The following is a 24831-nucleotide window of genomic DNA, read 5'->3' as shown; positions in this document are numbered from 1 at the left end:
CGAGGTCGAACGTGCGTGAATCACCTCATCTGACTAGTGTGACGCCGGGTGCCGGAGCGGGAGCGGGATCGCATATGACGCTTGCCCTGCCGAAGGACATGCCTGTGGGCCGTCCTGTCGAAGCCGTGACGAACCGTGCCGCTGTTGCACCGGTTACGCCGGCTACTGCGGTTACGGCGATTGCCGGCGCGACGGCTGCCCGTGCACAAACGGAACGCATGCTGCTGTACGTCGCACGTACGCCGGACGAAACCCTCACCGCGCATCTGAAAAGCCGTGGCTGGCACGTCGCCGTGGCGCGTTCGGCGCACGAGCTCAGCAGGCTCGTGAAACCGGACGTGGCGTGTGCCGGCATCGCCGATCTGGCGAGCTTTCCGCTACGCGATCTCGGCGGACTCGAAGCGAGTTTGCGCCAGCAGCAGGTCGGCTGGGTCGCGCTCGCCACCAGCGAACGCCTGACCGATCCGGAGGTGCGGCGGCTCGTGCGCCACTACTGTTTCGACTACGTGAAGATGCCAGTGGCGAACGCAACAATCGACTATCTGGTGAGCCACGCGTTCGGCATGGTGACGTTGTGCGAGCCGGAACTCACCCTGCCCGTCGCCGAGTCAGGCGACGACGAAATGGTCGGCACCTGCGAAGCGATGCAGCAGCTCTTTCGCACCATCCGCAAGGTAGCGAACACCGATGCGAGCGTGTTCATCTCCGGCGAGTCGGGCACCGGCAAGGAGCTCACCGCGCTGGCGATCCACGAACGCTCGCCGCGCCGCAAGGCACCGTTCATCGCGATCAATTGCGGCGCGATCCCGCACCATCTGTTGCAGTCCGAACTATTCGGCTACGAGCGCGGCGCATTCACGGGCGCCAATCAGCGCAAGATCGGCCGGGTCGAAGCGGCGGACGGCGGCACGCTGCTGCTCGACGAAATCGGCGATCTGCCGCTCGAAAGCCAGGCGAGCCTGTTGCGCTTCCTGCAGGAAGGCAAGATCGAGCGGCTCGGCGGCCGCGAGTCGATTCCGGTCGACGTGCGGATCATTTCGGCCACGCACGTCGATCTGGAAAACGCGATGCGCGACGGACAGTTCCGCGCCGACCTGTTCCACCGTCTGTGCGTGTTGCGCGTCGACGAACCGCCGTTGCGCGCGCGCGGCAAAGACATCGAAATCCTCGCGCACCACATTCTGCGCAAGTTCAAGGTCGACAGTGCGCGCAAGATTCGCGGCTTCGCGCCGTCGGCGATCGAAGCGATGTACAACTACAACTGGCCGGGCAATGTGCGCGAACTGATCAACCGCGTGCGCCGCGCGATCGTGATGGCGGAGGACAAGCTGATTTCCGCAAACGACCTCGACCTCGCCCACTTCACCGAGCAGCAGACCATGAGCCTGTCGCAAGCGCGCGATGCCGCCGAGAAGCGCGCGATCGAAGCGGCGCTGCTGCGCCATCGTCACCGCCTGAACGAGGCGGCGGTGGATCTGAATATTTCGCGCGTCACGCTGTACCGCTTGATGGGCCACCACGGGTTGCGCGAGATGAGCGCGCCCGACGAGCCCACGCAGGAATGACGCCGCGCCGGTCAGGGTTCGTCCGCCTCCCGGCGCGGCGTTGCTGCTCGCAGTCCGGCAGAAGCAGCGGACCCGGCTTGCGCGTCAGGTAGAATCAGTCCGGTTACGTTCCCCTTTCCATTCGATGACGACGCTCACCCTGATCGTCGCTCGCGCCAATAACGGCGTGATCGGCCGCGACAACCAGTTGCCCTGGCGACTTCCCGAAGACCTCGCGTTCTTCAAGCGCACCACGATGGGCGCGCCCATCATCATGGGCCGTAAGACGCATGAATCGATCGGCCGGCCGCTGCCGGGACGCCGCAACATCGTCGTGACACGGGATGCCACGCGGCGTTTTCAGGGCTGCGATACCGCAACCACCCTGAAAGACGCGCTCAAGCTGGCCGCGCAGGATCAGGCGCCGGAAGCGTTTCTGATCGGCGGCGCGCAGTTATATACCGAGGGTCTGCGTCAGGCGGACAAGCTGATCATCACCGAGATTTCGGCGGACTTCGAGGGCGACGCCACTTTCCCCGAACTCGACGAAAACGAATGGGAAGAAGTTGCGCACGAAACGCATCGCGCGCACGCACCGAACGATTTCGATTACGCGTTCGTCACCTATCGGCGCAAGGGCGCTTGAGGTTGTTGGCCAGCGTTTGACGCATCGAGCACGACTCGCACACGGATGAGAAAACGCCACGCGATGGCTTGCGTGGCGTTTTGTTTGTGGAGCCCGCGGTTAAAACCAGCGGCTAAAACCGGCGCTTACTGCCCAGCGATCGTCATCCGTTCGATCAGCACCGAACCGGTCTGCTTGGTGCCGCGCGTAATCGTATCCGCACCGATCGCGACGATATGGCGGAACATTTCCTGCAATGTGCTCGCCACCGTGATTTCCTCGACCGGATACTGGATTTTGCCGTTCTCGACCCAGAAGCCCGACGCGCCGCGCGAATAGTCGCCCGTCACGTAGTTCACGCCCTGCCCCATCAGCTCGGTCAGCAACAGGCCCGTGCCGAGCTTCCTCAGCATTTCCTCGAAGTCGTCTTCAGGACGCGTGTTCGAGCTGCGCAGCGACAGGTTGTGCGAACCGCCTGCGTTGCCGGTGGTCTGCATGCCGAGCTTGCGCGCCGAGTAGGTGGACAGGAAATAGCCTTGCACCACGCCGTCTTTCACCACCGGGCGCTGTTTGGTGCGCACGCCCTCTTCGTCGAACGGCGCGCTGCCCATCGCACGCGCGACGTGCGGATCTTCGACCACCTGCACGTGCGGCGCGAACACCGGCTTGCCGAGGCTGTCGACGAGGAACGAGGTCTTGCGGTACAACGCGCCGCCACTGGTCGCCTGCACGAACGCGCCGAGAATACCGGCGGCGAGCGGCGCTTCGAACAGCACCGGCACCTTGCGGGTGTCGAGACCGCGCGCACCGATGCGCGCCAGCGCGCGTTGCGCCGCGTAACGGCCGACCGCTTCCGGATCGGCGAGCTCATCCGCGCTGCGGGTCGACGTGTACCAGTCGTCGCGCTGCATGTTGCGGGCGCTGCCGGCGATCGGTGCGCACGCGATGTAGTGGCGCGAATACGGATAGCCCGCGAGGAAACCGCGCGAGGTGGCCAGCACGAACTGCGAGTGCTGCGCCGAGACGCTCGCGCCTTCCGAGTTCCTGATCTGCGGATCGGTCGCGAATGCGGCATCTTCCGCGCGACGGGCGATTTCCACCGCCTCGTCGGCAGAAAGGTTCCACGGGTGATACAGATCGAGATCGCGCGGCGCGGTTTCGAGCAACTCGGCTTCGGCGAGACCCGCGCAGTCGTCTTCGGCGGTAAAGCGCGCGATGTTGTACGCCGCCGCGACCGTGTCCTTCAAGGCTTGCGACGAAAAGTCCGAAGTACTCGCGTTGCCGCGCTTGTTGCCGATGAACACCGTCACGCCGACCATCTTGTCGCGGTTATGTTCGATCGTCTCGACTTCGCCGCGCCGCACGGAGACGGACAGGCCGTCGCCTTCGGAGATTTCGGTCGCGGCGTCGGTGCCGCCGAGCGACTTCGCGTGACGAAGGATGTCCGAGGCGATTTCCTTCAGTTCATCCTGGGTGTGCGGAAAAAAGCGCTGCTTGACGTCCATGTCTGCTGCCATTGTCGTTGCCGTCCTGTTCGGGGCCGAGCGGCCCTGTGTGTTCGCACATGCTGCGCACCTGCGTGCTCATTTACGTAGTGACGCATCCCGCGATCATAGCAAGGTACGCGACGCCGTACCTGGCATTCGCTGGACTGCGGATGGCCGCGGCTTCGCAACGTGCGATGCCTTGTGCACGGCAGCACCTCGGGTTCGGCGGGCGCGGCACGCTACAATATCGGTATGACACGCAAAACCCGCATTCAACCCATTGAACCCGTCGAGCCCGAAGTCGACGAGAACGGCTACGACCGTCCCAGCAAGTCCCAGCTCAAGCGCGAAATGCACGAGTTGCAGGAACTCGGCTCAGCGCTGATCGCGCTGCCGAAAGACGCGCTCAAGCGCATGCCGATGCCCGAAAAGCTCGACGACGCGGTGCGCGAAGCACGCCGCATCACCGACCACGAAGGCAAGCGCCGCCAGGTGCAGTACGTCGGCCGCGTAATGCGCTCGCTCCTCGACGAGGAAACCGCCGCGCTGCGCACCGCGCTCGACACTTACAACGGCGTCAACAAGGCGGAAACCGCCAAGCTGCACTGGATCGAGCGCACCCGCGAAAAACTGCTCGCCGACGACGCCGCGCTGACCGAGTTCATCCGCCAGCACCCCAACGCCGACCCGCAGCAGGGCCGCACGCTGATCCGCAACGCCCGCAAGGAAGCGCAGCAAAGCAAGCCGCCGCGCTACTTCCGCGAGCTGTTCCAGTGGATCAAGAATGCGGACGGCCCGTCCGCCGACACCGATTCCGACGCTGAAGAAGGCCTGGAAGACGACGATGACGACCGCGACGCATAAGCCGACGCATCAGCACCCCGACGAAATCCTGATCGGCCTCGTGTCGATCAGCGACCGCGCATCCACCGGCGTCTACGAGGACAAAGGCATTCCGGCCTTGCAGGAGTGGCTCGGCGCGGCGCTGACCTCGCCGTGGCAGGTCGTCACGCGCCTGATTCAGGACGACGCGCCGACCATTTCCGCGACGCTGATCGAACTAGTGGACGAAGTGGGCTGCGATCTGGTGCTGACGACCGGCGGCACCGGCCCGTCGCGCCGCGACGTGACGCCCGAAGCGACTTTGGCGGTGGCCACGAAGGAAATGCCGGGTTTCGGTGAGCAAATGCGGCAGATCAGCCTGAATTTCGTGCCGACGGCGATTCTGTCGCGCCAGGTGGCGGTGATCCGCGAAACGGCGGAGCACGCGGCGCTGATCGTCAACTTGCCGGGTCAGCCGAAGTCGATCAGGGAAACGCTGGAAGGTCTGCGCGACGGCGAAAGCGGCACGGTGAAAGTGCCGGGCATTTTCGCCGCGGTGCCCTATTGCATCGACCTGATCGGCGGCCCGTACGTGGAAACCAACGCCGACGTGGTGAAGGCGTTCCGGCCGAAGAACGCGCAGCGCGCACCCCGGCAGGATTGAATCCGAAACCGCAGACGATTTATTCCACTGCCGGCGCTTCGGGGGCCGGTGCTTCCGGCGCCGACGGAATCAGGAAGTGCTCGCGGTAGTACTTCAGTTCGTCGATCGATTCATGAATGTCGGCCAGCGCGGTGTGCATCGCGCGCTTCTGGAAGCCCTTGTAGATGGCCGGCTGCCAGCGGCGGCACAGTTCCTTCAAGGTGCTGACGTCGAGATTGCGGTAGTGGAAGAAGCGCTCGAGGTCCGGCATCCAGCGCGCCATGAAACGGCGGTCCTGGCAGATCGAGTTGCCGCACATCGGCGATTTGCCCGGCGGTACATAGACGCTCAGAAAATCGCGAATCTGTTCGGTAGCGTCGGCCTCGCTGACGGTCGACGCCTTCACGCGGTCGATCAGGCCCGAGCGGCCATGCGTGTTCTGGTTCCACTGGTCCATTTTGGCGAGCGTCTCGTCGGCCTGATGAATCGCCAGCACGGGACCTTCGACCATCCTGTCGAGCGTCGAATTCGTCACCACCACCGCGATTTCGATGATGCGGTCGGTGTCGGGTTCGAGCCCGGTCATTTCCATGTCCAGCCAGATGAGGTTCATGTCGCTGCGCACGAGCGGCGGCTGTTCGGTGGAAGCGAGGATGTCAGTCATGAAAGCAACCTTGATGGCCGGGCAACAGGCTTGCTGGAAGCACTGGCGCCACGGCGAATGTTCGTTTGAGATTGGTTTGAGAGTGTCCCCGCCGGCAGGCGGGAAGAAACATATAATTCTCGCATAGATACCACGGAATCCCCGGATGCCTACCCTGTACTTCACCGTTCTGTTCGTCGTCGCCGTCGTGGCGATGGTCGGCACCAAACTGTGGCTCGCGTCGCGGCAGATCCGCTTCGTCGCCGGCCACCGCGAGCAGGTGCCGAGCCAGTTTGCCGGCACCATCGCGCTCACCGCGCACCAGCGCGCCGCGGACTACACCGTCGAACGCACGCGACTGACGATGATCGAGATCGTCGTCAGCGCCGCCGTGCTGATCGGCCTGACGCTGCTTGGCGGCGTGCAGGCGCTCGACCTGGCGATCTCCGACTGGCTCGGCCGCGGCTACGCCGGCCAGATCGCGCTGGTCGCCTCGGTGATCGCGATCACCAGCGTAATCGACCTGCCGTTCGACTACTACCGTCAGTTCGTGATCGAGCAACGCTTCGGCTTCAACCGGATGAGCAAGGGCATTTTCTTCCTCGACCGCATCAAAGGCGTGCTGCTCGGCGCCGCGTTCGGCCTGCCGCTGCTGTTTGTCGTGCTGTGGCTGATGAACCAGGCCGGCAGCCTGTGGTGGCTGTGGACGTGGATCGTGTGGGTCGCGTTCCAGATGCTCGTGCTGGTGCTGTATCCGACCTTTATCGCGCCGCTTTTCAACAAGTTCGAGCCGCTCAAGGACGAAGCGCTGAAAAGCCGTATCGAAGCGCTGATGCAGCGCTGCGGTTTCGCCGCGAAGGGCCTGTTCGTCATGGACGGCAGCCGCCGTTCGGCGCACGGCAACGCGTATTTCACCGGCTTCGGCGCGGCCAAGCGGATCGTGTTCTTCGATACGCTGCTGGCGCGCCTGTCTGGCAACGAGATCGAAGCGGTGCTCGCGCACGAACTCGGGCACTTCAAGCGCCGTCACGTGATCAAGCGGATGCTCGTGACGTTTGCGCTCAGCCTCGTGACGCTCGCCCTGCTCGGCTGGCTCAACGAAAGCGTCTGGTTCTACGAAGGGCTGGGCGTGCGGCCGTCGCTGATCGGCGGCAATAGCGGCCTTGCGCTGGTGCTGTTCTTCCTCGCCCTGCCGGTGTTCGTGTTCTTCGTCACGCCGCTCGGCAGCCTCAGCTCGCGCAAGCACGAGTTCGAAGCCGACGCCTTCGCCGCGACGCAAACCGATGCGCAAGATCTCGTCAACGCGCTCGTGAAGCTGTACGAGGACAACGCGTCCACCCTGACGCCGGATCCGCTTTACACCGCGTTCTACTATTCGCATCCGCCGGCGTCGCAGCGGATCGACCGTCTGCTGCGGCACGCATGAGCGGCCGCTCCCCGAAAGCGCCGCGCGCGCCGTCCAGCACGCGTGTAGGCGGCCTGGTGGTCGCCGCCCACGGGCGACACTACCTGGTCGCCCCCGAAGACGGCGGCGCGATGCTTCAATGCTTCCCGCGCGGCAAGCGCAGCGAAGTGGCAGTCGGCGATCGCGTGATCTACGAGCCGACCTCGGCGGACCAAGGCGTGATCGTCGAGATCGGCGAACGGCGCAATCTGCTGTATCGCTCGGATCAGTACAAGTCGAAGCTATTCGCCGCGAATCTCGATCAGTTGCTGATCGTGCTCGCGACCGAACCGCATTTCAGCGAAGACCTGCTCGGCCGCGCCCTAGTCGCCGCCGAAGCGAACGAACTGAAGCCGTTGATCGTGCTGAACAAGATCGATGTTGTCGCGGAACTGGAAGGCGCGCGGGCGCGGCTCGAACGCTATCGCGCGCTGGGCTATACAGTGGTCGAAGTGTCGATCAAGACGCAGCCTGACGCCGCCCGTGCCGCTTTGATCGAGCATCTGCATGGCCACTCCACGCTGCTGCTCGGCCAGTCCGGGATGGGCAAATCGACGCTGGTGAATCTACTGATTCCAGACGCCGAAGTCGCGACCCGCGAAATTTCGACCGCGTTGAACAGCGGGCGTCATACCACGACCTTCACGCGGCTCTATCCGTTGCCGGACGGTCCAGACGGCGATGGCGGCGCGTTGATCGACTCGCCGGGTTTCCAGGAATTCGGCCTGCATCACCTGACCGAAGGCCGGCTCGAACGCGCGTTTCTCGAGTTTCGTCCGCTGCTGGCGAACTGCCGCTTCTACAACTGCCATCACTTGCACGAGCCGGGCTGCGCGATTCTTGAAGCGGTCGCCGATGGCCGCATCCGGCGCGAACGGCATGCGCTTTACGCGCAACTCGTGCACGAAGCCAATCAGATCGTGCGCTGAAATGAAATTGATGCGCGCGCCGAATCTGATCATCGGACAGCATTGGGTCAACGTGCTGGCGGCGGCGGGCATCGCCTGCGAGTTGCACAACCGTTATCTGAACGGTGCGCTCGGCGATATCCCAGCGGATCAGTGCGCGCCGGAGTTGTGGCTCGTCGACGAGCGCGATGAGGCGCTGGCCCGGCAGTTGATCGAAGCAGCTTCGCATGGACCGGCGGCGGGTTCGCCAACCTGGCGCTGCGGTCATTGTGGCGAGACGCTCGAAGCGCAGTTCACGGTGTGCTGGCAATGTGGGACGGCGCGCGACCCGTTAGATGGGTGAAGCAGAGTTACCGAGGTGACAAAAAGAAAGGCCGGGCTTTTGCCCGGCCTTTCTTTTTGCGGCAGCGCGAGCGTTGGCTTGCGCTCAAGCGAGCCACACCGCGATCGTCAGCATCAACAGCAAGATCATCCACAGCACCACCGCGCGCCACACCAAGCCGACTGCAGATTGCAGCGTGCGCGGCGTGCAGTCGTCGCCGACCTGCATCGGGCCGCCGTCGCCGGTGGCGAGCGCATCGAGACTCGACGGCTCGGCCAGCGGGCCGCTCAGACGCGCACCCAGCGCCCCGCTGCCCGCGGCGAGCAACACACCGTCGTTCACATCCGGCCACTGACGCGCGTGGTTGCGCCATGCATAAATCGCGTCTTCGAAATTGCCGACGATCGCAAAACCAAGCGACGTCAGCCGCGAAGGCACCCAGTCGATCACGAAGAACGCCCGCTGCGCAAAGCTCGAAAACGCGACGGTACGGTCCTCGACCGGCCGTGCCCACGTGCGCGCCAGATATTCGGCGATCCGATACAGCACCGCGCCCGCCGGCCCAACCGGAATCAGGAACCAGAAGAACACACCGAACACATGCCGATGTGATGCGACGACTGCATGGATCAGCGTATGACGCACGATCTCGCTGACCGGCATATCAACCGTATCGAGGCCGGTCCATTCGTTGAGAATTTCACGCGCGCGCGGCACATCGTCGTTATTCAACGCGAGGTGGATATCGGTGAAGTAGTGGCTGAACTGCCGGAAGCCGAGCGTGAAGTAGAGAACCGCAACGTTCCACAGGAACGCCAGCGCAAAGTGAATGTGGTACAGCACGTAGTAGACGAGCGCGACGGCCAGCGTCCACGGCACCACCACCACCAGCCATGCGAGCAAGCCATGCTTGGGCTTGCCGGCATCGAATCCGTGCGCCGCAGACTCCGCATGGTATTGAAGCAACGCCGACGCCGGATTGTTCGGCGACAGCGCGCGCACCTGTTCGATGATCAAAGCCAGCAATACGGAGAAAAAAGTCATGCGATGCGCCGTGCTTTTCGAGTTTTTACGATTATTTTATAACGATAGCACAGGGTCGGATGAGACTGAGCGCAGACGTTGACAAACAGCCAACAACTGCACAGCCCCTAGTGCGGCTCAGGCGTGAATCAAGCCGCGAGGAAACGATAGAAGTTGCGCAGCATCGCGGCTGTCGCGCCCCAGATGAAATGATGGCCACCCGCCTGATTCTCAAGATCCGCCGATGCCGTACGCGGATACGGCATCGCGAAAAAGCGGCGCTCGCCGCCTTCCCAACGGAACACGCGCTCTTCGTGATGCGCGGGGTCCATCAGAAAACCAAGCGGTACTTCGAAGACTTCGGCCACTTCGAACGAATCGGCTTTCAAAGTGAACGGCGGATGCACGAGGCCAATCACAGGCGTCACGCGAAAACCGGTGCCCGTCAGATAGTCAGGCAACGCACCGAGAATCTCGACGCGCGAAGGATCGAGACCGACCTCTTCCTGTGCTTCGCGCAGCGCGGTGGCGATGGCGTCGGCATCGAATGGTTCGTGGCGGCCGCCTGGAAAACTCACCTGGCCCGCGTGATCGTTCAGATGGTCGGCGCGCTGCGTCAGCAGCACGGTCAAGCCGTTATCGCGGACTACCAACGGCACCAGTACCGCGGCGACTCGCGGATCGGCATGAATATCGCGCCAGGGCACTTCGATAACCGGCTCGGGCGTCCAGGAGAGACGCTGCTCGAACCGCGCGCGCAGGCCATCGGGCGTCAGACGCCCGGCAGCCACCGGTGGCAGATCGGCGCCCGTCGCTTCGACAGGCAAAGTTTCAGGCTCAAAGACAGGGCGGGTCAACGGGTCTCTCGGAACGAGCGGATAGGGGACATGCCTCTATTTTGACCTGGCAAACAAAAAAGCACCCGCGAGGGGTGCTTTTTCTTACGGCATTTACGCTTGGGAAGCAGCGCGGTCTTTCGAGACCAGCTTTTCCTTGATCCGGGCCGACTTGCCCGAACGGTCGCGCAGGTAGTACAGCTTCGCACGACGCACATCGCCACGACGCTTCACGACGATGCTTGCCAGCAGCGGCGAGTACGTCTGGAACGTACGCTCGACGCCTTCGCCCGACGAGATCTTGCGGACGATGAACGACGAATTCAGACCACGGTTACGCTTGGCGATCACGACGCCTTCGTAGGCCTGAACACGCTTACGCGTACCTTCAACCACATTCACGCTGACGATCACCGTGTCGCCGGGGGCGAATTCGGGGATGGTCTTCTCGCCGAGGGCGCGCGCGATTTCTTCCTGCTCGAGTTTTGCAATCAGATTCATCACTGACTCCTAAGTCCATCTTGTCGGCGTTCGTACCTGCCTTGCGGCTACGGCCCCGATAGAGGATGGGTTCACATCAGGCGCCGTACACGCATGTGCGGCGCCGCCTATGTCCGCTCGAAAGACCAAGGCTTTACGCCTTCGACTCTTCCTTCGCGAGACTCGCAAGCCATGCCTCGTCGGCACGGCTCAACATCTTGTTCTTTCTGGCCTTCACGATCAGATCGGGCCGTTTGTTCAACGTGTTGCGCAAGGCTTCACGTCGGCGCCACGCTTCGATTTCCGCATGATGGCCGCCGAGCAGCACATCGGGCACACGCACGCCAGCATATTCTTCAGGGCGCGTGTAATGCGGGCAATCCAGCAGCCCGTCGACGAAACTGTCCTGCACCGCCGATTGCGAGTCGTTCAACACGCCGGGCAACTGGCGCACGACGGCGTCCATCAACGCCATGGCAGGCAACTCGCCGCCTGACAGCACGAAGTCGCCGAGGCTGACTTCTTCGTCGACGGCGCGGTCGAGCAAACGCTGATCGATCGCTTCATAGCGCCCGCACAACAGAATCAGTCCGGGCTCGGCAGCAAACTGCATGACACGATCGTGATTCAGCGTAGCGCCTTGCGGTGACATCATCACGACGCGCGAGGCGCCGATGCCCTGCTCCGCCTGCGCCGCTTTCGCCGCGCCGATCGCGTCTTCCAGTGGCTTGGCCAGCATCACCATGCCGGGGCCGCCGCCGTACGGGCGATCGTCGATTGTGCGGTAGTTATCCGTAGTGAAATCACGTGGATTCCACGTACGCAACCCGTAGCGCTCCTGCTTCGCCGCACGGCTGGTGATACCCCAGTCGGTCAGCGCACGAAACATATCAGGAAAGAGCGTAACGACATCGAACTGCATCGCTCTCTCCGGTCAGCGACTCATTTAGTAATCGGCTTCCCAGTCGACGATGATCTGCTTCGCCGCCTGATCCACCGTTTTGACAAAGACGCCGACGAACGGGATCAAACGCTCGCCGGTGACCGGCTTACCGCTTTTATCGGTGGCCGGGTATTCGATGCGCAACACCGAGTGCGCGCCGTTGTCGATCATGTCTGCAACCTTGCCGAGTGCGACCCCGGCAACGTTCACCACATCCAGACCGAGCAGGTCGACCCAATAGAATTCGTCGGCCTCGAGGACTGGGAATTCGCTGCGGCTGATATAGACGCGGGAGCCACGCAGTGCCAGCGCCACATCGCGGTCAGCGACGCCACCCAGATGTGCAACCACACTGTCGCTATGCTTTTTCGCCTGCAGAGACGGCGCCGACTTGCGCTCGTGGCCTTTCATGAGCCACCAGCGCTTCGCGCTCAGCAACGCATCGCCGCCGTGGCCGGCATCCGCATGCGCGACTACCTTGACCCAGCCTTTGAGGCCATAAGCGTCGACGATTGCGCCGACCTCGATCGCATCGGCCGGCCAGCTTTCCGCTGTTTCCGCGCGCATTTCTGCTGCGTTGGAACCGGCGCTTGCAACATTGGCTTTCGCCTTGCCCTCGGCCCGTTCGACCGACTTGCGGACGAATGCACCGAATGGCGCCTGATCAGACGTCTTCGCGCGCGGTGCCGTCCTGGCGCGACCTGAACTGCCGGAATCACGCTCAGACATAAGAGAACCTCGCTGCCAACTTCGACGCCTGCTTCAGCACGAACTGCAAAATAACTCGCGCATCGGACTGCTCACGCAAGCTGCGCGAGCCGCCGGCCGAACCGACGACGATACGCACGCTAGCTACCATTAAGCAGCCGGCTGCGCCTTTTGCGCTTCTTTCACGAGACGCTCGACGGTCGGCGACAGTTGTGCGCCAACGCCTTGCCAGTACGTCAGGCGGTCTTGAGCGATACGCAGCGACTCACCCTTGGTAGCGACGGGGTTGTAGAAGCCAACGCGCTCGATGAAGCGGCCGTCACGACGGTTACGCGAATCAGTTGCGACGATGTTGTAGAACGGGCGCTTCTTGGAGCCGCCACGAGCCAAGCGGATGATGACCATATTAGAATCCTTGAAAACCGGGGTGCGGAACGACTGAAACACGCGATTATAGCGGGAAACCGACGCCATAACAAACACTTACCGGGATAAACTGAGCGGCGGGGTTGCGCCGGCCATACAGACGGGCGCGCCAGGCAACGTGGAAACGCCCGAATTACCTGACGGAACGCCCGTGGAACTCCTGCTACTGCCTGCGTTTTTGTTCGCTGCGCTTGCGCTGTTTGCGCTGTTCACCCCTTTTGCCGTTTTTACCCTATTAGCTCCGCCGACCGGCTTCACACGCGCCGCGAGCGTGCGATCCCTACGCACCGTGGCAGCGCTGTGGTTTGCCGCCACCGCCCTGCCGGCGCTGGCCGCGTTGCCGGTCGAGCGCATCAAACTGCCGCCCGGCTTCCACATCGAGGTATTGTCGGACGCTGTGCCGAGCGCGCGAGGGATGGCGCTCTCGCCGAAGGGCACGCTCTATATAGGTAGCCTCGACGGCCATGTCTACGCGCTCGAATTGCAGAACGGGCGCGTAACGGCTCGCCATGTGATCGCTTCCGGGCTGCAGACGCCGGCAGGCGTCGCGTGGCGGGACGGCGCGCTGTATGTGTCCGCGGTGTCGAAAATTCTACGCTTCGACGCAATCGATACCCACCTGAACGATCCGCCGACGCCGGTCGTCGTCACCGACAAATTGCCTACAGAGACTCATCATGGCTGGAAATTCATCGCTTTCGGGCCCGACGGCAAACTGTACGTGCCGCAAGGCGCACCCTGCAACGTCTGCCTGAAAGATCGCAATCGCTTCGCAATGATCGGACGAATGGACCCGGACGGCAGCCATTATGAGGTGGTAGCGCGCGGCGTACGCAATACGGTCGGCTTCGCGTGGCACCCGGTCACACACGAGCTGTGGTTCACCGACAACGGCCGCGACCTGATGGGCGACGACGTGCCGGACGACAAGCTGAACCACGCGCCGCGCGCCGGCATGGATTTCGGCTTTCCGTTCTGCCACGGCGGCGACACGCCCGACCCCGAATTCGGCAAAGACCACCCGTGCAGCTCATTTACCCCGCCAGTGGTCAAACTCGGCGCCCACGTCGCTTCGCTCGGCATGCGGTTTTACAGCGGTCCAATGTTTCCGGCCGCTTATCGCGACAATATTTTCATCGCCGAGCACGGTTCGTGGAATCGCAGCACGAAGGTCGGTTACCGCGTCGTGCGGGTGATCACCAGTCCGGACGGCAGCAACGCGCGCCAGGAAGTATTTGCCGAAGGCTGGCTTCAACCAGGCGAAGCAGTCTGGGGCCGCCCTGTTGACGTACTGCCGATGCCAGACGGGTCGCTTCTGATCAGCGACGATTACGCGGGCGCGGTCTATCGCGTTACGTATAAAGCACCGTGAGCCGTGCCCTGACCTCCTCGCCGGGCAGACAAGCGCCGAAGCAGGCACCAATAGGCGCCGACCAATCACCCGCGCCGCGGATGTGGCCGCACGTCGCGTGACCGCCGACGCGCGGCGGGCGTAGAATGCGCGTCGGTCCGCGTCCACCAGCGCGCCGCTCCTTTCGACCGCCTGTCACTCTGCTCTTGCCTACATGTCCACCCTTGCTTCGACTTCCCCGCGCTTCAGATCCAAGACGATTACAGCCGCGCTGGCGTTCTTCTTCGGCAGCCTCGGCGCACATCGCTTCTATCTCTATGGACTGCGCGACATCTACGGCTGGGCACATCTGATCGGCACACTGATCGGCATTCCGGGCGCCATGCTGGTGGTGGCAAGCGAGCGGACCTCGATGCTCGGCTGGGTGCTGGCATTTCCCGGTGCAGTTTCGCTGCTTGCGGCGTTTCTCGCCGCGATCGTCTATGGCCTGCGTCCTGACGAAAAATGGGACGCGCAGTTCAACGCGCAAACCCAGCGCAAGAGCCGCTCTGGCTGGACGGTCATTTTCGTCGTGATCTTTTCGCTGCTGATCGGCGCGTTCCTGCTGATGACGGGCCTCGCAATCTTGTTCCAGACATACTTCGAAAGCCAGGTGCAAGCGGCCAAAGCGCTGTCGCAATAACGCGGCGCCGCTGCGCTAAAAAAGATCGAGTTGCGGATCGTCGCGCGCCGGGTGGGCCGGGCGCGACGGCTCCATACGGCGAAAGTGCGACATATCCAGGATCCCACGATCTCGCTCGTTCAGACCAAGACGGCGCACCGCTTTGTGGAACCGCTGCTTGAGCAGATCCGCCCACAAGCCCTCGCCCTTCATTCGATGCGCGAACGACGAGTCGTAGTCCTTCCCGCCCCGCATATCGCGCACGCGACTCATCACCCGATCCGCACGATCGGGAAAATGCGCCGCAAGCCAATCCTTGAATAGCGGCGCGACTTCCCACGGCAAGCGCAGCACGATATAGCTCGCATTGCTTGCTCCAGCCTCCGCACAGGCTTCCAGCACGCGCTCCATGTCCGGTTCGGTGACGAACGGAATCACCGGCGCGATGCTCACGCCCACCGGAATCCCTGCCTCGCTCAAAGTACGAATCGTGCGCAGGCGGCGCGACGGCGTGGCCGCTCGCGGTTCGAGCGTGCGGGCGACGTCCGCGTCCAGCGTGGTGATCGTGATCGCCGCCATGAACTGCCCGCGCGCCGCCATCGGCGCGAGCAGATCGATATCGCGCTCGATCAGCGATGATTTGGTGATCGCCGCAAACGGTTGGCCGCGCTCGCTGAGCACCTCGATCACCCGCCGCGTGAGGCGCAAGTCGCGTTCGGTGGGCTGCCATGCGTCTGTATTAACGCCTAGAGCAATCGGCTCCGGCACATAGGACTTCTTCGACAGTTCGCGCTCGAGCAATTCCGGCGCATTGACCTTCGCATAGATACGGCTTTCGAAATCGAGCCCGGGCGACAGACCTAAATAACTATGCGTGGGCCGCGCGAAACAATATATACAGCCGTGTTCACAGCCGCGATACGGATTCAGCGACACGCTAAACGGGATATCCGGCGACGCATTGCGGGTGAGAATGGTCTTGGCCTGCTCTTCGAATACCTGGGTACGCAAGACCTTCGACCCCTCGTCATCCTCGCTGGACGGCAGCCAGCCGTCGTCCACCGCTTCGCGCTGGTCGACTTCATAGCGGCCCTGCAGGTTCGTCACCGCACCGCGCCCTTTGCGAGGCGCGGGCGGAGCGATCGGAAATTCGGTGTCGGGATGGGTCACGGCTCGAGCGGGCAAAAACAAAGACGGCAAACAAAAACGTCGCAGAACACCTGTATAAATATACAGTGTTTACGCCGTTTGTCGAGCCCAGCCTCACCCTACCGCGCCGCTTGATCACCGACCGCGATGGTCAGCGTTTCCTTGATCTCTTCCATCACCACATAGCTCTTCGACTGCACCGCGCCGGGCAGTTGCAGCAGGATGTCGCCCAGCAGCTTCCGGTAGTCGGCCATTTCGCCGATACGCGCCTTGATCAGATAGTCGAAATCGCCCGAGACGAGGTGGCACTCCAGCACCTCTGGGATCTTCTGCACCTCGCGGCGGAACTGGTCGAACATGTTGCCGCTTTTGTGATCGAGCGTGATTTCGACGAACACCAGCAACGCCGCGCCCAATTCCGCCGGATTCACGCGCGCGTGATAGCCGGTGATCACGCCGTCACGCTCCATGCGCTTGACACGCTCAATGCACGGCGTTACCGACAGCCCGACCTGCTCGGCGAGGTCTTTCATCGCCATGCGGCCGTCCTCCTGCAGCAGCCGCAGGATCCTGTGATCGAGTTTGTCGAGGGCGCGAACCGGGTGGCGCTGTGTACGCATGATGTTTTTTCTGAAAATCCTGAAAATACAATAACAAAACCTACCTGACTGTTAATAGTATAGCGGTTAACACTGGGCGAACCGCATTACACCTCGTGAATCGAACGAATCCAAACGAATCGACGAACACACCGCCCTCAAATCTTTTCGGAGCAACTATGCGAGTCGTCGTTTTGGGCAGTGGCGTCGTCGGGGTGACGAGTGCTTATTATCTGGCGCGTGCGGGTCATGACGTGACCGTGATCGATCGCGAGGCCGGCCCGGCGCTCGAAACCAGTTTTGCCAACGCCGGCCAGATTTCACCGGGGTATGCATCACCGTGGGCGGCGCCTGGCGTGCCGCTGAAGGCGGTCAAGTGGATGTTCCAGAAGCATGCCCCGCTGGCGATCCGCCTCGACGGCACGCAATTCCAGCTGCAGTGGATGTGGCAGATGCTGCAGAACTGCACGGAGTCGCGTTATGCGGTGAACAAGGGCCGCATGGTCCGCCTTGCCGAATACAGCCGCGATTGTCTGCAGGCGCTGCGCGCCGACACCGGTATCCAGTACGAAGGCCGCACCGGCGGCACGTTGCAGGTGTTCCGCACGCAACAACAATTCGACGGCGCCGCGAAAGATATCGCGGTGCTGAAAGACGCCAATGTGCCGTACGAACTGCTGTCGGCCGCCGAACTCGCTCAAGCCGAACCGGCGCTCGCCGCGGTCTCGCACAAGCTGACGGGCGGCCTGCGTCTGCCGGGCGACGAAACCGGCGACTGCCAGATGTTCACCACGCGCCTCGCCGCGCTGGCCGAGCGACTGGGCGTCAAATTCCGCTACAACACGCCGATCGATGCACTCGCGATGGCGGGCGACCGCATCGCCGGCGTGCAATGCGGTAGCGAACTGGTGCGCGCGGATTCGTTCGTCGTCGCGCTCGGTTCGTACTCGACCCAATTCCTGTCCGGCCTCGTGAAGATTCCGGTCTATCCGCTCAAGGGTTATTCGATCACCGCGCCGATCGTCAACGCGGCGGCGGCGCCGGTGTCGACCGTGCTCGACGAAACCTACAAGATCGCGATCACGCGTTTCGACGACCGGATTCGCGTCGGCGGCATGGCGGAGATCGTCGGCTTCGACAAGTCGTTGCGCCAGGCGCGCCGCGAAACGCTTGAGCTCTGCGTGAACGATCTGTTCCCGGGCGGCGGCGATACGTCGAAGGCCACCTTCTGGACCGGCCTGCGCCCGATGACGCCGGACGGCACGCCGATCGTCGGCCGCACGCCCGTGCCGAACCTGTTCCTGAACACGGGCCACGGCACGCTCGGCTGGACGATGTCGTGCGGCTCGGGTCAGTTGCTGGCCGACGTGATGTCGGGCAAGCAACCGGCGATCAAGGCGGACGACCTGTCGGCGCACCGCTATCTCGGCGAGAGCGCCGAAGCGCATCGTCCGGCTTATGCTTAAGCTTTAACGCTTCGCGAGCGGTTGAGCCGGTCTGCGCAGGATTGTTATTGCAGACGGACCAGCCTGACAAAAACAAACGGCGCCTCACAAGGCGCCGTTTGTTTTTTTACGCCCGAGCTTTCGCTACGTCGCTCGAGATAGGTGAAGCATCAGAACTGATCTTCCGACAACGCCAGCACACCCTCGCCGCCCTTAGCGCTAACGATAGAAGCTTCAAGTGCCGACGCTTGCGGTAACACGTGCTCGGCATAGAACTGCGCGGTGGCGATCTTAGCGCCGTAGAACGACGGATCTTCGGCGCGCTTTTCAGCAGCCACGAGCAACGCGCGCGCCATCTGCCAACCGCCCAGCACGATGCCCGCGAGCTTCAGATACGGCACGCCGCCGGCGAACACCGCATTGGGATCCGATTTCGTGTGAGCGACAACGAAATCGACCGCGGCGCTCAGCGACCGATGTCCTTGCGCCAGATACTTCTTCATCGATTCAAACGCAGGGCCTTGCTGTGCGCCGAGCGCGTCGACGGTTTCAGCTACGTCAGCCAGCAGCGACTTCGCCACCGCGCCACCGTCTCGCACCGTCTTGCGGCCGATCAGATCATTCGCCTGGATCGCGGTCGTGCCTTCGTAGATCGGCAGGATGCGCGCGTCGCGGTAGTACTGCGCAGCGCCCGTTTCCTCGATGAAACCCATGCCGCCGTGCACCTGCACGCCAAGACTCGTCACGTCGATCGACAACTCTGTGCTCCACCCCTTCACGATCGGCACGAGGTATTCGTAGATCGCCTGATGCTCGGCGCGTTTTGCTTCGTCCGGATGACGATGCGCGATATCGCAGTGGGCGGCGGCAACGTAGGCCAATGCACGCGACGCTTCGGTCAGGCCACGCATCGTCGACAGCATGCGGCGCACGTCCGGGTGCTGAATGATCGCAACAGATTGCTTCGCGGAGCCATCCACTGGACGGCTCTGCACGCGATCCTTCGCGTACGCGACGGCCTTCTGATACGCGCGGTCCGACACGCCGACGCCCTGCATGCCCACGGCGAAACGTGCCGCGTTCATCATGATGAACATGTATTCGAGGCCGCGATTTTCTTCGCCGATCAGGTGACCGATCGCGCCGCCGTGATCGCCGAATTGCAGCACCGCGGTCGGGCTCGCCTTGATGCCGAGCTTGTGCTCGATCGACACGCAATGCACGTCATTGCGCTCACCGAGCGAGCCGTCTTCGTTGACGAGAAACTTCGGCACGATGAAAAGCGAAATGCCCTTCACGCCTTCCGGCGCGTTCGGCGTGCGCGCCAGCACGAGATGGGCAATGTTCTTCGCCATATCGTGCTCGCCCCACGTGATGAAAATCTTCGTGCCGAACAGCTTGAACGAACCGTCTCCTTGCGGCTCGGCGCGCGTGCGCACCAGCGCGAGATCGGAGCCGGCCTGCGGCTCGGTCAGGTTCATCGTGCCGGTCCACTCGCCGGAAATCAGCTTGGGCACATAGGTTTGTTTTTGCGCTTCAGTGCCGGCGGTGAGCAGCGCTTCGATCGCGCCGTCGGTCAGCAGCGGACACAGCGCGAACGACAGGTTCGACGCATTGAGCATCTCGACGCACGGCGTGGCGATCAGCTTCGGCAGCCCCTGGCCCTCATAGTCGACCGGGTGTTGCACGCCTTGCCAGCCGCCTTCCGCGAACTGGCGGAACGCGTCCTTGAACCCGGGCGTCGCTGTCACCACGCCATCCTTCCAACTGCTCGGGTTGCGGTCGCCTTCGACGTTCAGCGGCGCCAGCACTTCGCCGCACAGTTTCGCCGACTCTTCGAGGACGGCTTGAGCCGTGTCGAGATTCGCGTCTTCGAAGCCGGGCAATTTAGCGATCTCTTCGAGACCGGCCAGCTCTTTCATCGCGAACAGCATGTCCTTGATGGGCGCGTTATACATGTCAGTTCTCCTCCTGCCTTGATATAAAAAGGGCGCTGGACTTGATAGGTCCTGCGCCCTTCATTCGCTGCCAGACGCCTTTTTACAGGACGCCGCGGTGGTTAGCCGAGCTCGCTAACGAGTTCCGGCACGACCGTGAACAGGTCGCCCACCAGACCATAATCGGCGACGCTGAAAATCGGCGCTTCCGGGTCCTTGTTGATCGCCACGATCACCTTCGAGTCCTTCATGCCGGCCAGATGCTGGATCGCACCCGAGATGCCGACTGCAACATACAGTTGCGGCGCGACGATCTTGCCGGTCTGGCCCACCTGATAGTCGTTCGGCACGAAGCCCGCGTCCACTGCCGCGCGCGATGCGCCGAGCGCTGCGCCCAGCTTGTCCGCCAGCGGCTCCAGAACCTTGGTGTAGTTCTCGCCGTTGCCGAGCCCCCGGCCACCCGACACGATGATCTTCGCCGAGGTCAGTTCCGGACGGTCCAGCTTCGTCACTTCACGGCTCACGAATTGCGACAGGCCGCTGTCGGCTGCCGCTTCGATCTTCTCGACCGATGCGCTGCCACCAACGGCCGCAACCGGGTCGAAGCCGGTCGAACGAACCGTGATGACCTTGATCGGATCAGCGGATTGAACCGTTGCGATGGCGTTACCTGCGTAGATCGGGCGCTCGAACGTGTCGGCGCTGTCCACTGCCGTGATGTCGCTGATCTGGGCGACGTCCAGCTTCGCGGCGATACGCGGCGCGATGTTCTTGCCGTAGGCGGTGGCCGGCGCGAGGATGTGCGAATAGTCCTTCGCAATGTTCAGCACCGTCGCTTCGACGTTTTCTGCGAGGCCCGCTTCGAGTTGCGGCGCGTCAGCGAGCAGCACCTTCGAAACACCTGCAATCTTCGCCGCAGCATCGGCCGCCGCTTGCGCGTTGTGACCCGCCACCAGCACGTGAATATCACCGCCAATCTTCTGCGCGGCTGCAATCGTGTTCAGCGTCGCGGCCTTGATCGACGCGTTGTCGTGTTCAGCAATTACCAGATTCGTCATTTGCTCTGTCTCCCTCACAGCACCTTGGCTTCGGTCTTCAGCTTCTCGACCAGCGTCTTCACATCCGGCACCATCACACCGGCGGAGCGCTTCGGCGGCTCGGCGACTTTCAGCGTCTTCAGGCGCGGCGTCACGTCAACGCCCAGGTCTTCCGGCTTGATCGTTTCCAGCGGCTTCTTCTTCGCCTTCATGATGTTCGGCAGCGTCACATAGCGCGGCTCGTTCAGACGCAGGTCGGTCGTGACCACGGCGGGCAGGTTCAAAGACAGCGTTTCCGCGCCACCGTCAACTTCACGCGACACCGTCGCCTTACCGTCAGCCACCACGACCCTGGAAGCAAACGTCGCTTGCGGCAGGCCAGCCAACGCGGCGAGCATCTGGCCGGTCTGGTTCGAATCGTCGTCGATGGCCTGCTTGCCGAGGATGATCAGCTGCGGCTGTTCCCTGTCGACCAGCGCCTTCAGCAGCTTGGCGACCGCCAGCGGCTGCAGCTCTTCGTTCGATTCGATCAGGATCGCGCGGTCCGCGCCGATCGCCAGCGCCGTGCGCAGCGTTTCCTGCGATTGCGTCACGCCTGCCGACACGGCGATCACTTCGGTCGCCACGCCCGCTTCCTTCAGACGAACGGCTTCTTCAACCGCGATTTCGTCGAACGGATTCATCGACATCTTCACGTTCGCGATGTCGACGCCCGTGCCGTCCGACTTGACCCGGACTTTCACGTTGTAATCGACCACTCTCTTGACTGGCACCAGGATTTTCATGCACACGCTCCAAAGTTACGAATACGTCAACCCAACGAACATTATAGCGACTGCCCTTACGGCAGCCGCGTCGCGGGCGCTTTAGCAGGAGGATATCGCTCCTCAGCGGCGTGACGGCAATATCGAACGATCGTTCTATTTTAATCTCTAAAAAACCCGGGCGGCAACCCCGGGTTAAGACTTACGACTCTAATTTTGCTTTGCCGCCATGTCTTGCTACGTCGAATGGCCGTCAGATCACCAGGCGGCGATCACCGACCCGCCGAATTTGCTTTCGACAAACTGCTTCACTTCCGGCGAGTGATACGCCGCGACCAGCTTGGCGACCCACGGCTTGTTCCGGTCGGCTTCGCGGATCGCGATGATGTTCACGTACGGGCCCTTCGGGTCCTCGATCGCGATGGCGTCCTGCTTCGGCTTCAGGCCCGCTTCCATCGCGAAGTTGGTGTTGATCGCGGCGGCGTCCACGTCGTTCAGCGAGCGCGGGATTTGCGCGGCGTCGAGTTCGACGATCTTCAGCTTCTTCGGGTTGTCGACGATGTCGAGCGGCGTCGCCTTCAGGCCGGCATCCGCCTTCAGTTTTAGCAGACCCTGCTTTTGCAGCAGCAACAGTGCGCGGCCGCCATTGGTCGGATCGTTCGGCACGGCGATCTTCGCGCCCGGCTGCAACTCGGCCAGCGACTTCACCTTCTTCGAATAGATGCCCATCGGGTATGTGACCGTGTCGGCGACGCGGATCAGCTTGTAGCCGCGATCCTTCACCTGCGCCTGCAAGTACGGGTCATGCTGGTAGCTGTTGGCATCCAGGTCGCCGCCGGCCAGTGCCGCGTTCGGCTGCACGTAGTCGGAGAACTCGACGATCTTGATGTTCAGACCGTTCTTCGCCGCGACCGTCTTCACGACTTCCATGATCTGCGCGTGCGGACCGCCGGTCACGCCGACCTTGATCGAATCGTCCGCCTGAGCAGCCGAAGCAACAGCGAACAGCGACGCGGCGCCGAGCGTGGCGGCCAGCTTGAGAATGAAACGACGTTGCATGATCGACCTTTTCCGAATTTATTGATTCTGTTGAGAGCGTCCCCAGACCTGCCGCTTCGCGCCAGGCCCCGCGAGGGGGCGATCCCCCAATCCCCCAAGGGGACTTCCTTCGGGGCGGAGGACTCCCCGCGGAGCGGAAAACTTGGGGCGGCCCGGCGTTTTCTCGAGGGGTTCCGATGACCCTTGTTTACTTGTGACTCAAACGACGTACGAGCCAATCCCCGAACGACTGCACCAGTTGTACGAAGACGATCAGAATCACCACGACCGTCAACATCACTTCCGGCAAGAAACGCTGATATCCATAACGGATGCCCAGATCGCCGAGCCCGCCGCCGCCGATCGCACCGGCCATCGCCGAATAGCCAACCAGCGACACGAATGTAATCGTCAAACCGGCCACCACGCCCGGCAACGACTCCGGCAACAGCACCTTGAAGACGATCTGACTGGTGGTCGCGCCCATCGCCTGCGCGGCTTCGATCAGACCGCGATCGACTTCACGCAAAGCGGTCTCGACCAGACGCGCGATGAACGGCGCGGCGGCGATCGTCAGCGGCACCACGGCCGCGGCGGTACCGATCGACGAACCCACCACCAGCCGCGTAAACGGAATCACCGCGACCAGCAAGATGATGAACGGCGTCGAACGCACGGCGTTGACGACCACGCCCATTACGCGGTTCACGGCGATGTTCTGCAACACGCCCTGATGGTCCGTCAAATACAACAGCACGCCGAGCGGCAAACCGACCGCCGCGCCGACCAGTCCGGAAATGCCCACCATCACGAGCGTTTCCCAGAACGACTGGACGAACATATCGAACATTTCACTCAACATATGACAGCTCCTCTACCACCACACCCTGTTCACGCAGATACGTCAGCGCCTGTGCGACTTTGGTCGGTTCGCCGCCCGCGAGCACGGCGAGCGAGCCGAACGCCTGCCCCTGGATCTCGTCGATCTGGCCATGCAGGATGTTGAAGTCGAGTTCATAGCGGCGAATCGTCTCGGACAGAATCGGCTGATCGACGCCCGAGCCAGTAAATGCGAGACGCAGCAAGTGGCCGCTGCCGGTCTTCAGGCGCTCTGCGACGCGCGCTTTCATCGCGGGCGGCAGCTCTTGCGCGATCACGTCGCCGATCAGCGCGCGCGTGACTTCGTGATGCGGTTGCAGGAACACGTCGATGACCTTGCCCTGCTCGACGACACGGCCCGCGTCCAGCACCGCGACGCGGTCGCAGACCTGCTTGATCACGTCCATCTGGTGCGTGATCAGCACGACGGTGAGGTTGAGCTCGCGATTGATGCGCTTGAGCAGATCGAGAATCGCGCGGGTCGTCTCGGGATCGAGCGCGGAGGTTGCCTCGTCGGAGAGCAACACCTTCGGTTTGCTCGCCAGCGCACGCGCGATGCCGACGCGCTGCTTCTGCCCGCCGCTGATCTGCGCCGGATAGCGATCCTTCTGCGCCGACAACCCGACCAGATCGAGCAAAGGCAGCACGTTCGCCTCGATCTCGTCGCGCTTCATGCCGGCCAGTTCGAGCGGCAACGCGACGTTGTCGAACACCGTGCGCGACGACAGCAGGTTGAAGTGCTGGAAGATCATGCCGATCTCGCGGCGCGCCTCGCGCAATTGCGCGGCGGGCAGCGTCGTCAGATCGCGGCCGTTGACGACGATGTTGCCTTCGGTCGGGCGCGTCAGCAGGTTGAGGGTGCGCACGAGCGTACTCTTGCCCGCGCCGCTGCGGCCGATAATGCCGAACACCTCACCCGCCGGAATCGACAGATTGACGTTGTGCAGCGCCTCGACCCAGCCCCGGGGCCCCGCGAAGCGCTGAGAAATATTGCGTATTTCGATCATGGAAAAACGAAACGGCGGAGTTTGCCAGCGAGCGTTTCGCGCTCCCGACAAGCGGCCGCCGTTGCTTTTATTGGGATTTGAGCCCGCAATTCTACCGCAGCGTCGACATA

At 62.7% G+C, this 24831-nt stretch carries 26 protein-coding genes; 10 read left to right on the top strand and 16 right to left on the bottom strand.

The window, feature by feature from the left end:
* Nucleotides 1–218 precede the first annotated feature (218 nt).
* Together WN982_RS05100 and WN982_RS05095 are read left to right on the top strand one after the other, a co-directional pair.
* Nucleotides 219–1565 (top strand): sigma-54 dependent transcriptional regulator, encoded by a 1347-nt coding sequence (locus WN982_RS05100; protein WP_341315720.1) that lies wholly within the window; start codon nucleotides 219–221, stop codon nucleotides 1563–1565.
* A gap of 124 nt (nucleotides 1566–1689) precedes the next feature.
* Complete coding sequence (locus WN982_RS05095; protein WP_341314684.1) at nucleotides 1690–2190, top strand: dihydrofolate reductase; 501 nt, start codon at nucleotides 1690–1692, stop codon at nucleotides 2188–2190.
* A gap of 125 nt (nucleotides 2191–2315) precedes the next feature.
* Here the strand turns inward: WN982_RS05095 and pmbA are convergent, their stop codons facing one another.
* On the bottom strand, nucleotides 2316–3686 hold the full coding sequence (pmbA, locus tag WN982_RS05090) for a metalloprotease PmbA (protein ID WP_341314683.1): 1371 nt from the start codon (nucleotides 3684–3686) through the stop codon (nucleotides 2316–2318).
* A gap of 222 nt (nucleotides 3687–3908) precedes the next feature.
* Between pmbA and yjgA the strand changes: the two genes are divergently transcribed.
* Together yjgA and mog are read left to right on the top strand one after the other, a co-directional pair.
* Nucleotides 3909–4520 carry a ribosome biogenesis factor YjgA gene (gene yjgA / locus WN982_RS05085; protein ID WP_341315719.1) on the top strand — a complete coding sequence of 204 codons (612 nt, stop codon included), beginning with the start codon at nucleotides 3909–3911 and terminating at the stop codon, nucleotides 4518–4520.
* A complete protein-coding gene (gene mog, locus WN982_RS05080; protein ID WP_341314682.1) occupies nucleotides 4501–5142 on the top strand; it encodes a molybdopterin adenylyltransferase in 642 nt (213 codons plus the stop codon). The genes yjgA and mog overlap by 20 nt, the downstream gene beginning before the upstream one ends.
* A 19-nt stretch (nucleotides 5143–5161) precedes the next feature.
* Here the strand turns inward: mog and orn are convergent, their stop codons facing one another.
* Nucleotides 5162–5785 (bottom strand): oligoribonuclease, encoded by a 624-nt coding sequence (gene orn / locus WN982_RS05075; RefSeq protein WP_341314681.1) that lies wholly within the window; start codon nucleotides 5783–5785, stop codon nucleotides 5162–5164.
* Nucleotides 5786–5930: 145 nt separating this feature from the next.
* On the opposite strand from orn, the gene WN982_RS05070 reads away from it, so the two are divergent.
* The 3 genes from WN982_RS05070 to WN982_RS05060 are packed head-to-tail and all read left to right on the top strand — an operon-like array spanning nucleotide 5931 to nucleotide 8459.
* Complete coding sequence (locus tag WN982_RS05070; RefSeq protein WP_341314680.1) at nucleotides 5931–7190, top strand: M48 family metallopeptidase; 1260 nt, start codon at nucleotides 5931–5933, stop codon at nucleotides 7188–7190.
* Complete coding sequence (gene rsgA, locus WN982_RS05065) at nucleotides 7187–8137, top strand: ribosome small subunit-dependent GTPase A (protein WP_341314679.1); 951 nt, start codon at nucleotides 7187–7189, stop codon at nucleotides 8135–8137. The genes WN982_RS05070 and rsgA overlap by 4 nt, the downstream gene beginning before the upstream one ends.
* 1 nt (nucleotide 8138) lies before the next feature.
* Nucleotides 8139–8459: a DUF2007 domain-containing protein gene (locus WN982_RS05060; protein ID WP_341314678.1), complete on the top strand. Its 321-nt coding sequence runs from the start codon at nucleotides 8139–8141 to the stop codon at nucleotides 8457–8459.
* Nucleotides 8460–8543: 84 nt separating this feature from the next.
* Here the strand turns inward: WN982_RS05060 and WN982_RS05055 are convergent, their stop codons facing one another.
* From WN982_RS05055 to rpsP, 6 genes are all read right to left on the bottom strand, one after another.
* Nucleotides 8544–9482: a CobD/CbiB family protein gene (locus WN982_RS05055; RefSeq protein WP_341314677.1), complete on the bottom strand. Its 939-nt coding sequence runs from the start codon at nucleotides 9480–9482 to the stop codon at nucleotides 8544–8546.
* A 128-nt stretch (nucleotides 9483–9610) separates the two neighbouring features.
* The gene (locus WN982_RS05050; RefSeq protein WP_341314676.1) at nucleotides 9611–10318 is read right to left on the bottom strand and encodes a CoA pyrophosphatase; all 708 of its coding nucleotides are present in this window, start codon (nucleotides 10316–10318) and stop codon (nucleotides 9611–9613) included.
* Nucleotides 10319–10411: 93 nt separating this feature from the next.
* Nucleotides 10412–10798, bottom strand: coding sequence for a 50S ribosomal protein L19 (rplS, locus tag WN982_RS05045; RefSeq protein WP_020069334.1), 387 nt, complete (start codon nucleotides 10796–10798; stop codon nucleotides 10412–10414).
* 133 nt (nucleotides 10799–10931) lie between these two features.
* A complete protein-coding gene (gene trmD / locus WN982_RS05040; RefSeq protein ID WP_341314675.1) occupies nucleotides 10932–11699 on the bottom strand; it encodes a tRNA (guanosine(37)-N1)-methyltransferase TrmD in 768 nt (255 codons plus the stop codon).
* A gap of 24 nt (nucleotides 11700–11723) precedes the next feature.
* Nucleotides 11724–12449: a ribosome maturation factor RimM gene (gene rimM, locus WN982_RS05035; protein ID WP_341314674.1), complete on the bottom strand. Its 726-nt coding sequence runs from the start codon at nucleotides 12447–12449 to the stop codon at nucleotides 11724–11726.
* 129 nt (nucleotides 12450–12578) lie between these two features.
* Complete coding sequence (gene rpsP / locus WN982_RS05030; protein WP_006050280.1) at nucleotides 12579–12833, bottom strand: 30S ribosomal protein S16; 255 nt, start codon at nucleotides 12831–12833, stop codon at nucleotides 12579–12581.
* 292 nt (nucleotides 12834–13125) lie between these two features.
* Between rpsP and WN982_RS05025 the strand changes: the two genes are divergently transcribed.
* Nucleotides 13126–14226, top strand: coding sequence for a PQQ-dependent sugar dehydrogenase (locus tag WN982_RS05025; RefSeq protein WP_341315718.1), 1101 nt, complete (start codon nucleotides 13126–13128; stop codon nucleotides 14224–14226).
* A gap of 193 nt (nucleotides 14227–14419) precedes the next feature.
* Nucleotides 14420–14887 carry an NINE protein gene (locus WN982_RS05020; RefSeq protein WP_341314673.1) on the top strand — a complete coding sequence of 156 codons (468 nt, stop codon included), beginning with the start codon at nucleotides 14420–14422 and terminating at the stop codon, nucleotides 14885–14887.
* A 15-nt stretch (nucleotides 14888–14902) separates the two neighbouring features.
* On the opposite strand, the gene WN982_RS05015 is transcribed toward WN982_RS05020, so the two are convergent.
* Both WN982_RS05015 and WN982_RS05010 read right to left on the bottom strand, forming a co-directional pair.
* Nucleotides 14903–16036 carry a PA0069 family radical SAM protein gene (locus WN982_RS05015; protein WP_341314672.1) on the bottom strand — a complete coding sequence of 378 codons (1134 nt, stop codon included), beginning with the start codon at nucleotides 16034–16036 and terminating at the stop codon, nucleotides 14903–14905.
* A gap of 98 nt (nucleotides 16037–16134) precedes the next feature.
* A complete protein-coding gene (locus tag WN982_RS05010) occupies nucleotides 16135–16635 on the bottom strand; it encodes an Lrp/AsnC ligand binding domain-containing protein (RefSeq protein WP_341314671.1) in 501 nt (166 codons plus the stop codon).
* Nucleotides 16636–16793: 158 nt separating this feature from the next.
* Here WN982_RS05010 and WN982_RS05005 point away from each other — a divergent pair, with 158 nt between their 5' ends.
* The gene (locus WN982_RS05005) at nucleotides 16794–18080 is read left to right on the top strand and encodes a D-amino acid dehydrogenase (protein ID WP_341314670.1); all 1287 of its coding nucleotides are present in this window, start codon (nucleotides 16794–16796) and stop codon (nucleotides 18078–18080) included.
* A gap of 149 nt (nucleotides 18081–18229) precedes the next feature.
* Here the strand turns inward: WN982_RS05005 and WN982_RS05000 are convergent, their stop codons facing one another.
* The 6 genes from WN982_RS05000 to WN982_RS04975 form a co-directional block, all read right to left on the bottom strand.
* Nucleotides 18230–20017, bottom strand: coding sequence for an acyl-CoA dehydrogenase (locus tag WN982_RS05000; protein ID WP_341314669.1), 1788 nt, complete (start codon nucleotides 20015–20017; stop codon nucleotides 18230–18232).
* 101 nt (nucleotides 20018–20118) lie between these two features.
* Complete coding sequence (locus WN982_RS04995; RefSeq protein WP_341314668.1) at nucleotides 20119–21054, bottom strand: FAD-binding protein; 936 nt, start codon at nucleotides 21052–21054, stop codon at nucleotides 20119–20121.
* A gap of 14 nt (nucleotides 21055–21068) precedes the next feature.
* Entirely contained in the window at nucleotides 21069–21818 is a 750-nt protein-coding gene (locus WN982_RS04990; protein ID WP_341314667.1) for an electron transfer flavoprotein subunit beta/FixA family protein, read from the bottom strand.
* A 237-nt stretch (nucleotides 21819–22055) separates the two neighbouring features.
* A complete protein-coding gene (locus WN982_RS04985; protein WP_341314666.1) occupies nucleotides 22056–22856 on the bottom strand; it encodes a MetQ/NlpA family ABC transporter substrate-binding protein in 801 nt (266 codons plus the stop codon).
* A gap of 187 nt (nucleotides 22857–23043) precedes the next feature.
* Nucleotides 23044–23697 carry a methionine ABC transporter permease gene (locus WN982_RS04980; RefSeq protein ID WP_341314665.1) on the bottom strand — a complete coding sequence of 218 codons (654 nt, stop codon included), beginning with the start codon at nucleotides 23695–23697 and terminating at the stop codon, nucleotides 23044–23046.
* The gene (locus tag WN982_RS04975) at nucleotides 23687–24721 is read right to left on the bottom strand and encodes a methionine ABC transporter ATP-binding protein (RefSeq protein WP_341314664.1); all 1035 of its coding nucleotides are present in this window, start codon (nucleotides 24719–24721) and stop codon (nucleotides 23687–23689) included. The genes WN982_RS04980 and WN982_RS04975 overlap by 11 nt, the downstream gene beginning before the upstream one ends.
* Nucleotides 24722–24831 lie beyond the last annotated feature (110 nt).

Source organism: Paraburkholderia sp. IMGN_8 (assembly GCF_038050405.1).
Classification (GTDB): Bacteria; Pseudomonadota; Gammaproteobacteria; order Burkholderiales; family Burkholderiaceae; genus Paraburkholderia.
This window is presented reverse-complemented; position numbering and strand designations above follow the sequence as displayed.

Bases quoted from the DNA above. Each gene is read 5' to 3' on its own strand.
- rsgA (WP_341314679.1), top strand. From the start codon at position 7,187: ATGAGCGGCCGCTCCCCGAAAGCGCCGCGCGCGCCGTCCAGCACGCGT.
- WN982_RS05060 (WP_341314678.1), top strand. From the start codon at position 8,139: ATGAAATTGATGCGCGCGCCGAATCTGATCATCGGACAGCATTGGGTC.
- WN982_RS04990 (WP_341314667.1), bottom strand. From the start codon at position 21,818: ATGAAAATCCTGGTGCCAGTCAAGAGAGTGGTCGATTACAACGTGAAA.
- mog (WP_341314682.1), top strand. From the start codon at position 4,501: ATGACGACCGCGACGCATAAGCCGACGCATCAGCACCCCGACGAAATC.
- rplS (WP_020069334.1), bottom strand. From the start codon at position 10,798: ATGAATCTGATTGCAAAACTCGAGCAGGAAGAAATCGCGCGCGCCCTC.
- WN982_RS04980 (WP_341314665.1), bottom strand. From the start codon at position 23,697: ATGTTGAGTGAAATGTTCGATATGTTCGTCCAGTCGTTCTGGGAAACG.
- WN982_RS05020 (WP_341314673.1), top strand. From the start codon at position 14,420: ATGTCCACCCTTGCTTCGACTTCCCCGCGCTTCAGATCCAAGACGATT.
- orn (WP_341314681.1), bottom strand. From the start codon at position 5,785: ATGACTGACATCCTCGCTTCCACCGAACAGCCGCCGCTCGTGCGCAGC.
- WN982_RS05070 (WP_341314680.1), top strand. From the start codon at position 5,931: ATGCCTACCCTGTACTTCACCGTTCTGTTCGTCGTCGCCGTCGTGGCG.
- WN982_RS05095 (WP_341314684.1), top strand. From the start codon at position 1,690: ATGACGACGCTCACCCTGATCGTCGCTCGCGCCAATAACGGCGTGATC.
- rimM (WP_341314674.1), bottom strand. From the start codon at position 12,449: ATGTCTGAGCGTGATTCCGGCAGTTCAGGTCGCGCCAGGACGGCACCG.
- pmbA (WP_341314683.1), bottom strand. From the start codon at position 3,686: ATGGCAGCAGACATGGACGTCAAGCAGCGCTTTTTTCCGCACACCCAG.
- WN982_RS05005 (WP_341314670.1), top strand. From the start codon at position 16,794: ATGCGAGTCGTCGTTTTGGGCAGTGGCGTCGTCGGGGTGACGAGTGCT.
- WN982_RS04985 (WP_341314666.1), bottom strand. From the start codon at position 22,856: ATGCAACGTCGTTTCATTCTCAAGCTGGCCGCCACGCTCGGCGCCGCG.
- WN982_RS05000 (WP_341314669.1), bottom strand. From the start codon at position 20,017: ATGTATAACGCGCCCATCAAGGACATGCTGTTCGCGATGAAAGAGCTG.
- WN982_RS05055 (WP_341314677.1), bottom strand. From the start codon at position 9,482: ATGACTTTTTTCTCCGTATTGCTGGCTTTGATCATCGAACAGGTGCGC.
- WN982_RS04975 (WP_341314664.1), bottom strand. From the start codon at position 24,721: ATGATCGAAATACGCAATATTTCTCAGCGCTTCGCGGGGCCCCGGGGC.
- yjgA (WP_341315719.1), top strand. From the start codon at position 3,909: ATGACACGCAAAACCCGCATTCAACCCATTGAACCCGTCGAGCCCGAA.
- WN982_RS05010 (WP_341314671.1), bottom strand. From the start codon at position 16,635: ATGCGTACACAGCGCCACCCGGTTCGCGCCCTCGACAAACTCGATCAC.
- WN982_RS04995 (WP_341314668.1), bottom strand. From the start codon at position 21,054: ATGACGAATCTGGTAATTGCTGAACACGACAACGCGTCGATCAAGGCC.
- rpsP (WP_006050280.1), bottom strand. From the start codon at position 12,833: ATGGTCATCATCCGCTTGGCTCGTGGCGGCTCCAAGAAGCGCCCGTTC.
- WN982_RS05100 (WP_341315720.1), top strand. From the start codon at position 219: ATGCTGCTGTACGTCGCACGTACGCCGGACGAAACCCTCACCGCGCAT.
- trmD (WP_341314675.1), bottom strand. From the start codon at position 11,699: ATGCAGTTCGATGTCGTTACGCTCTTTCCTGATATGTTTCGTGCGCTG.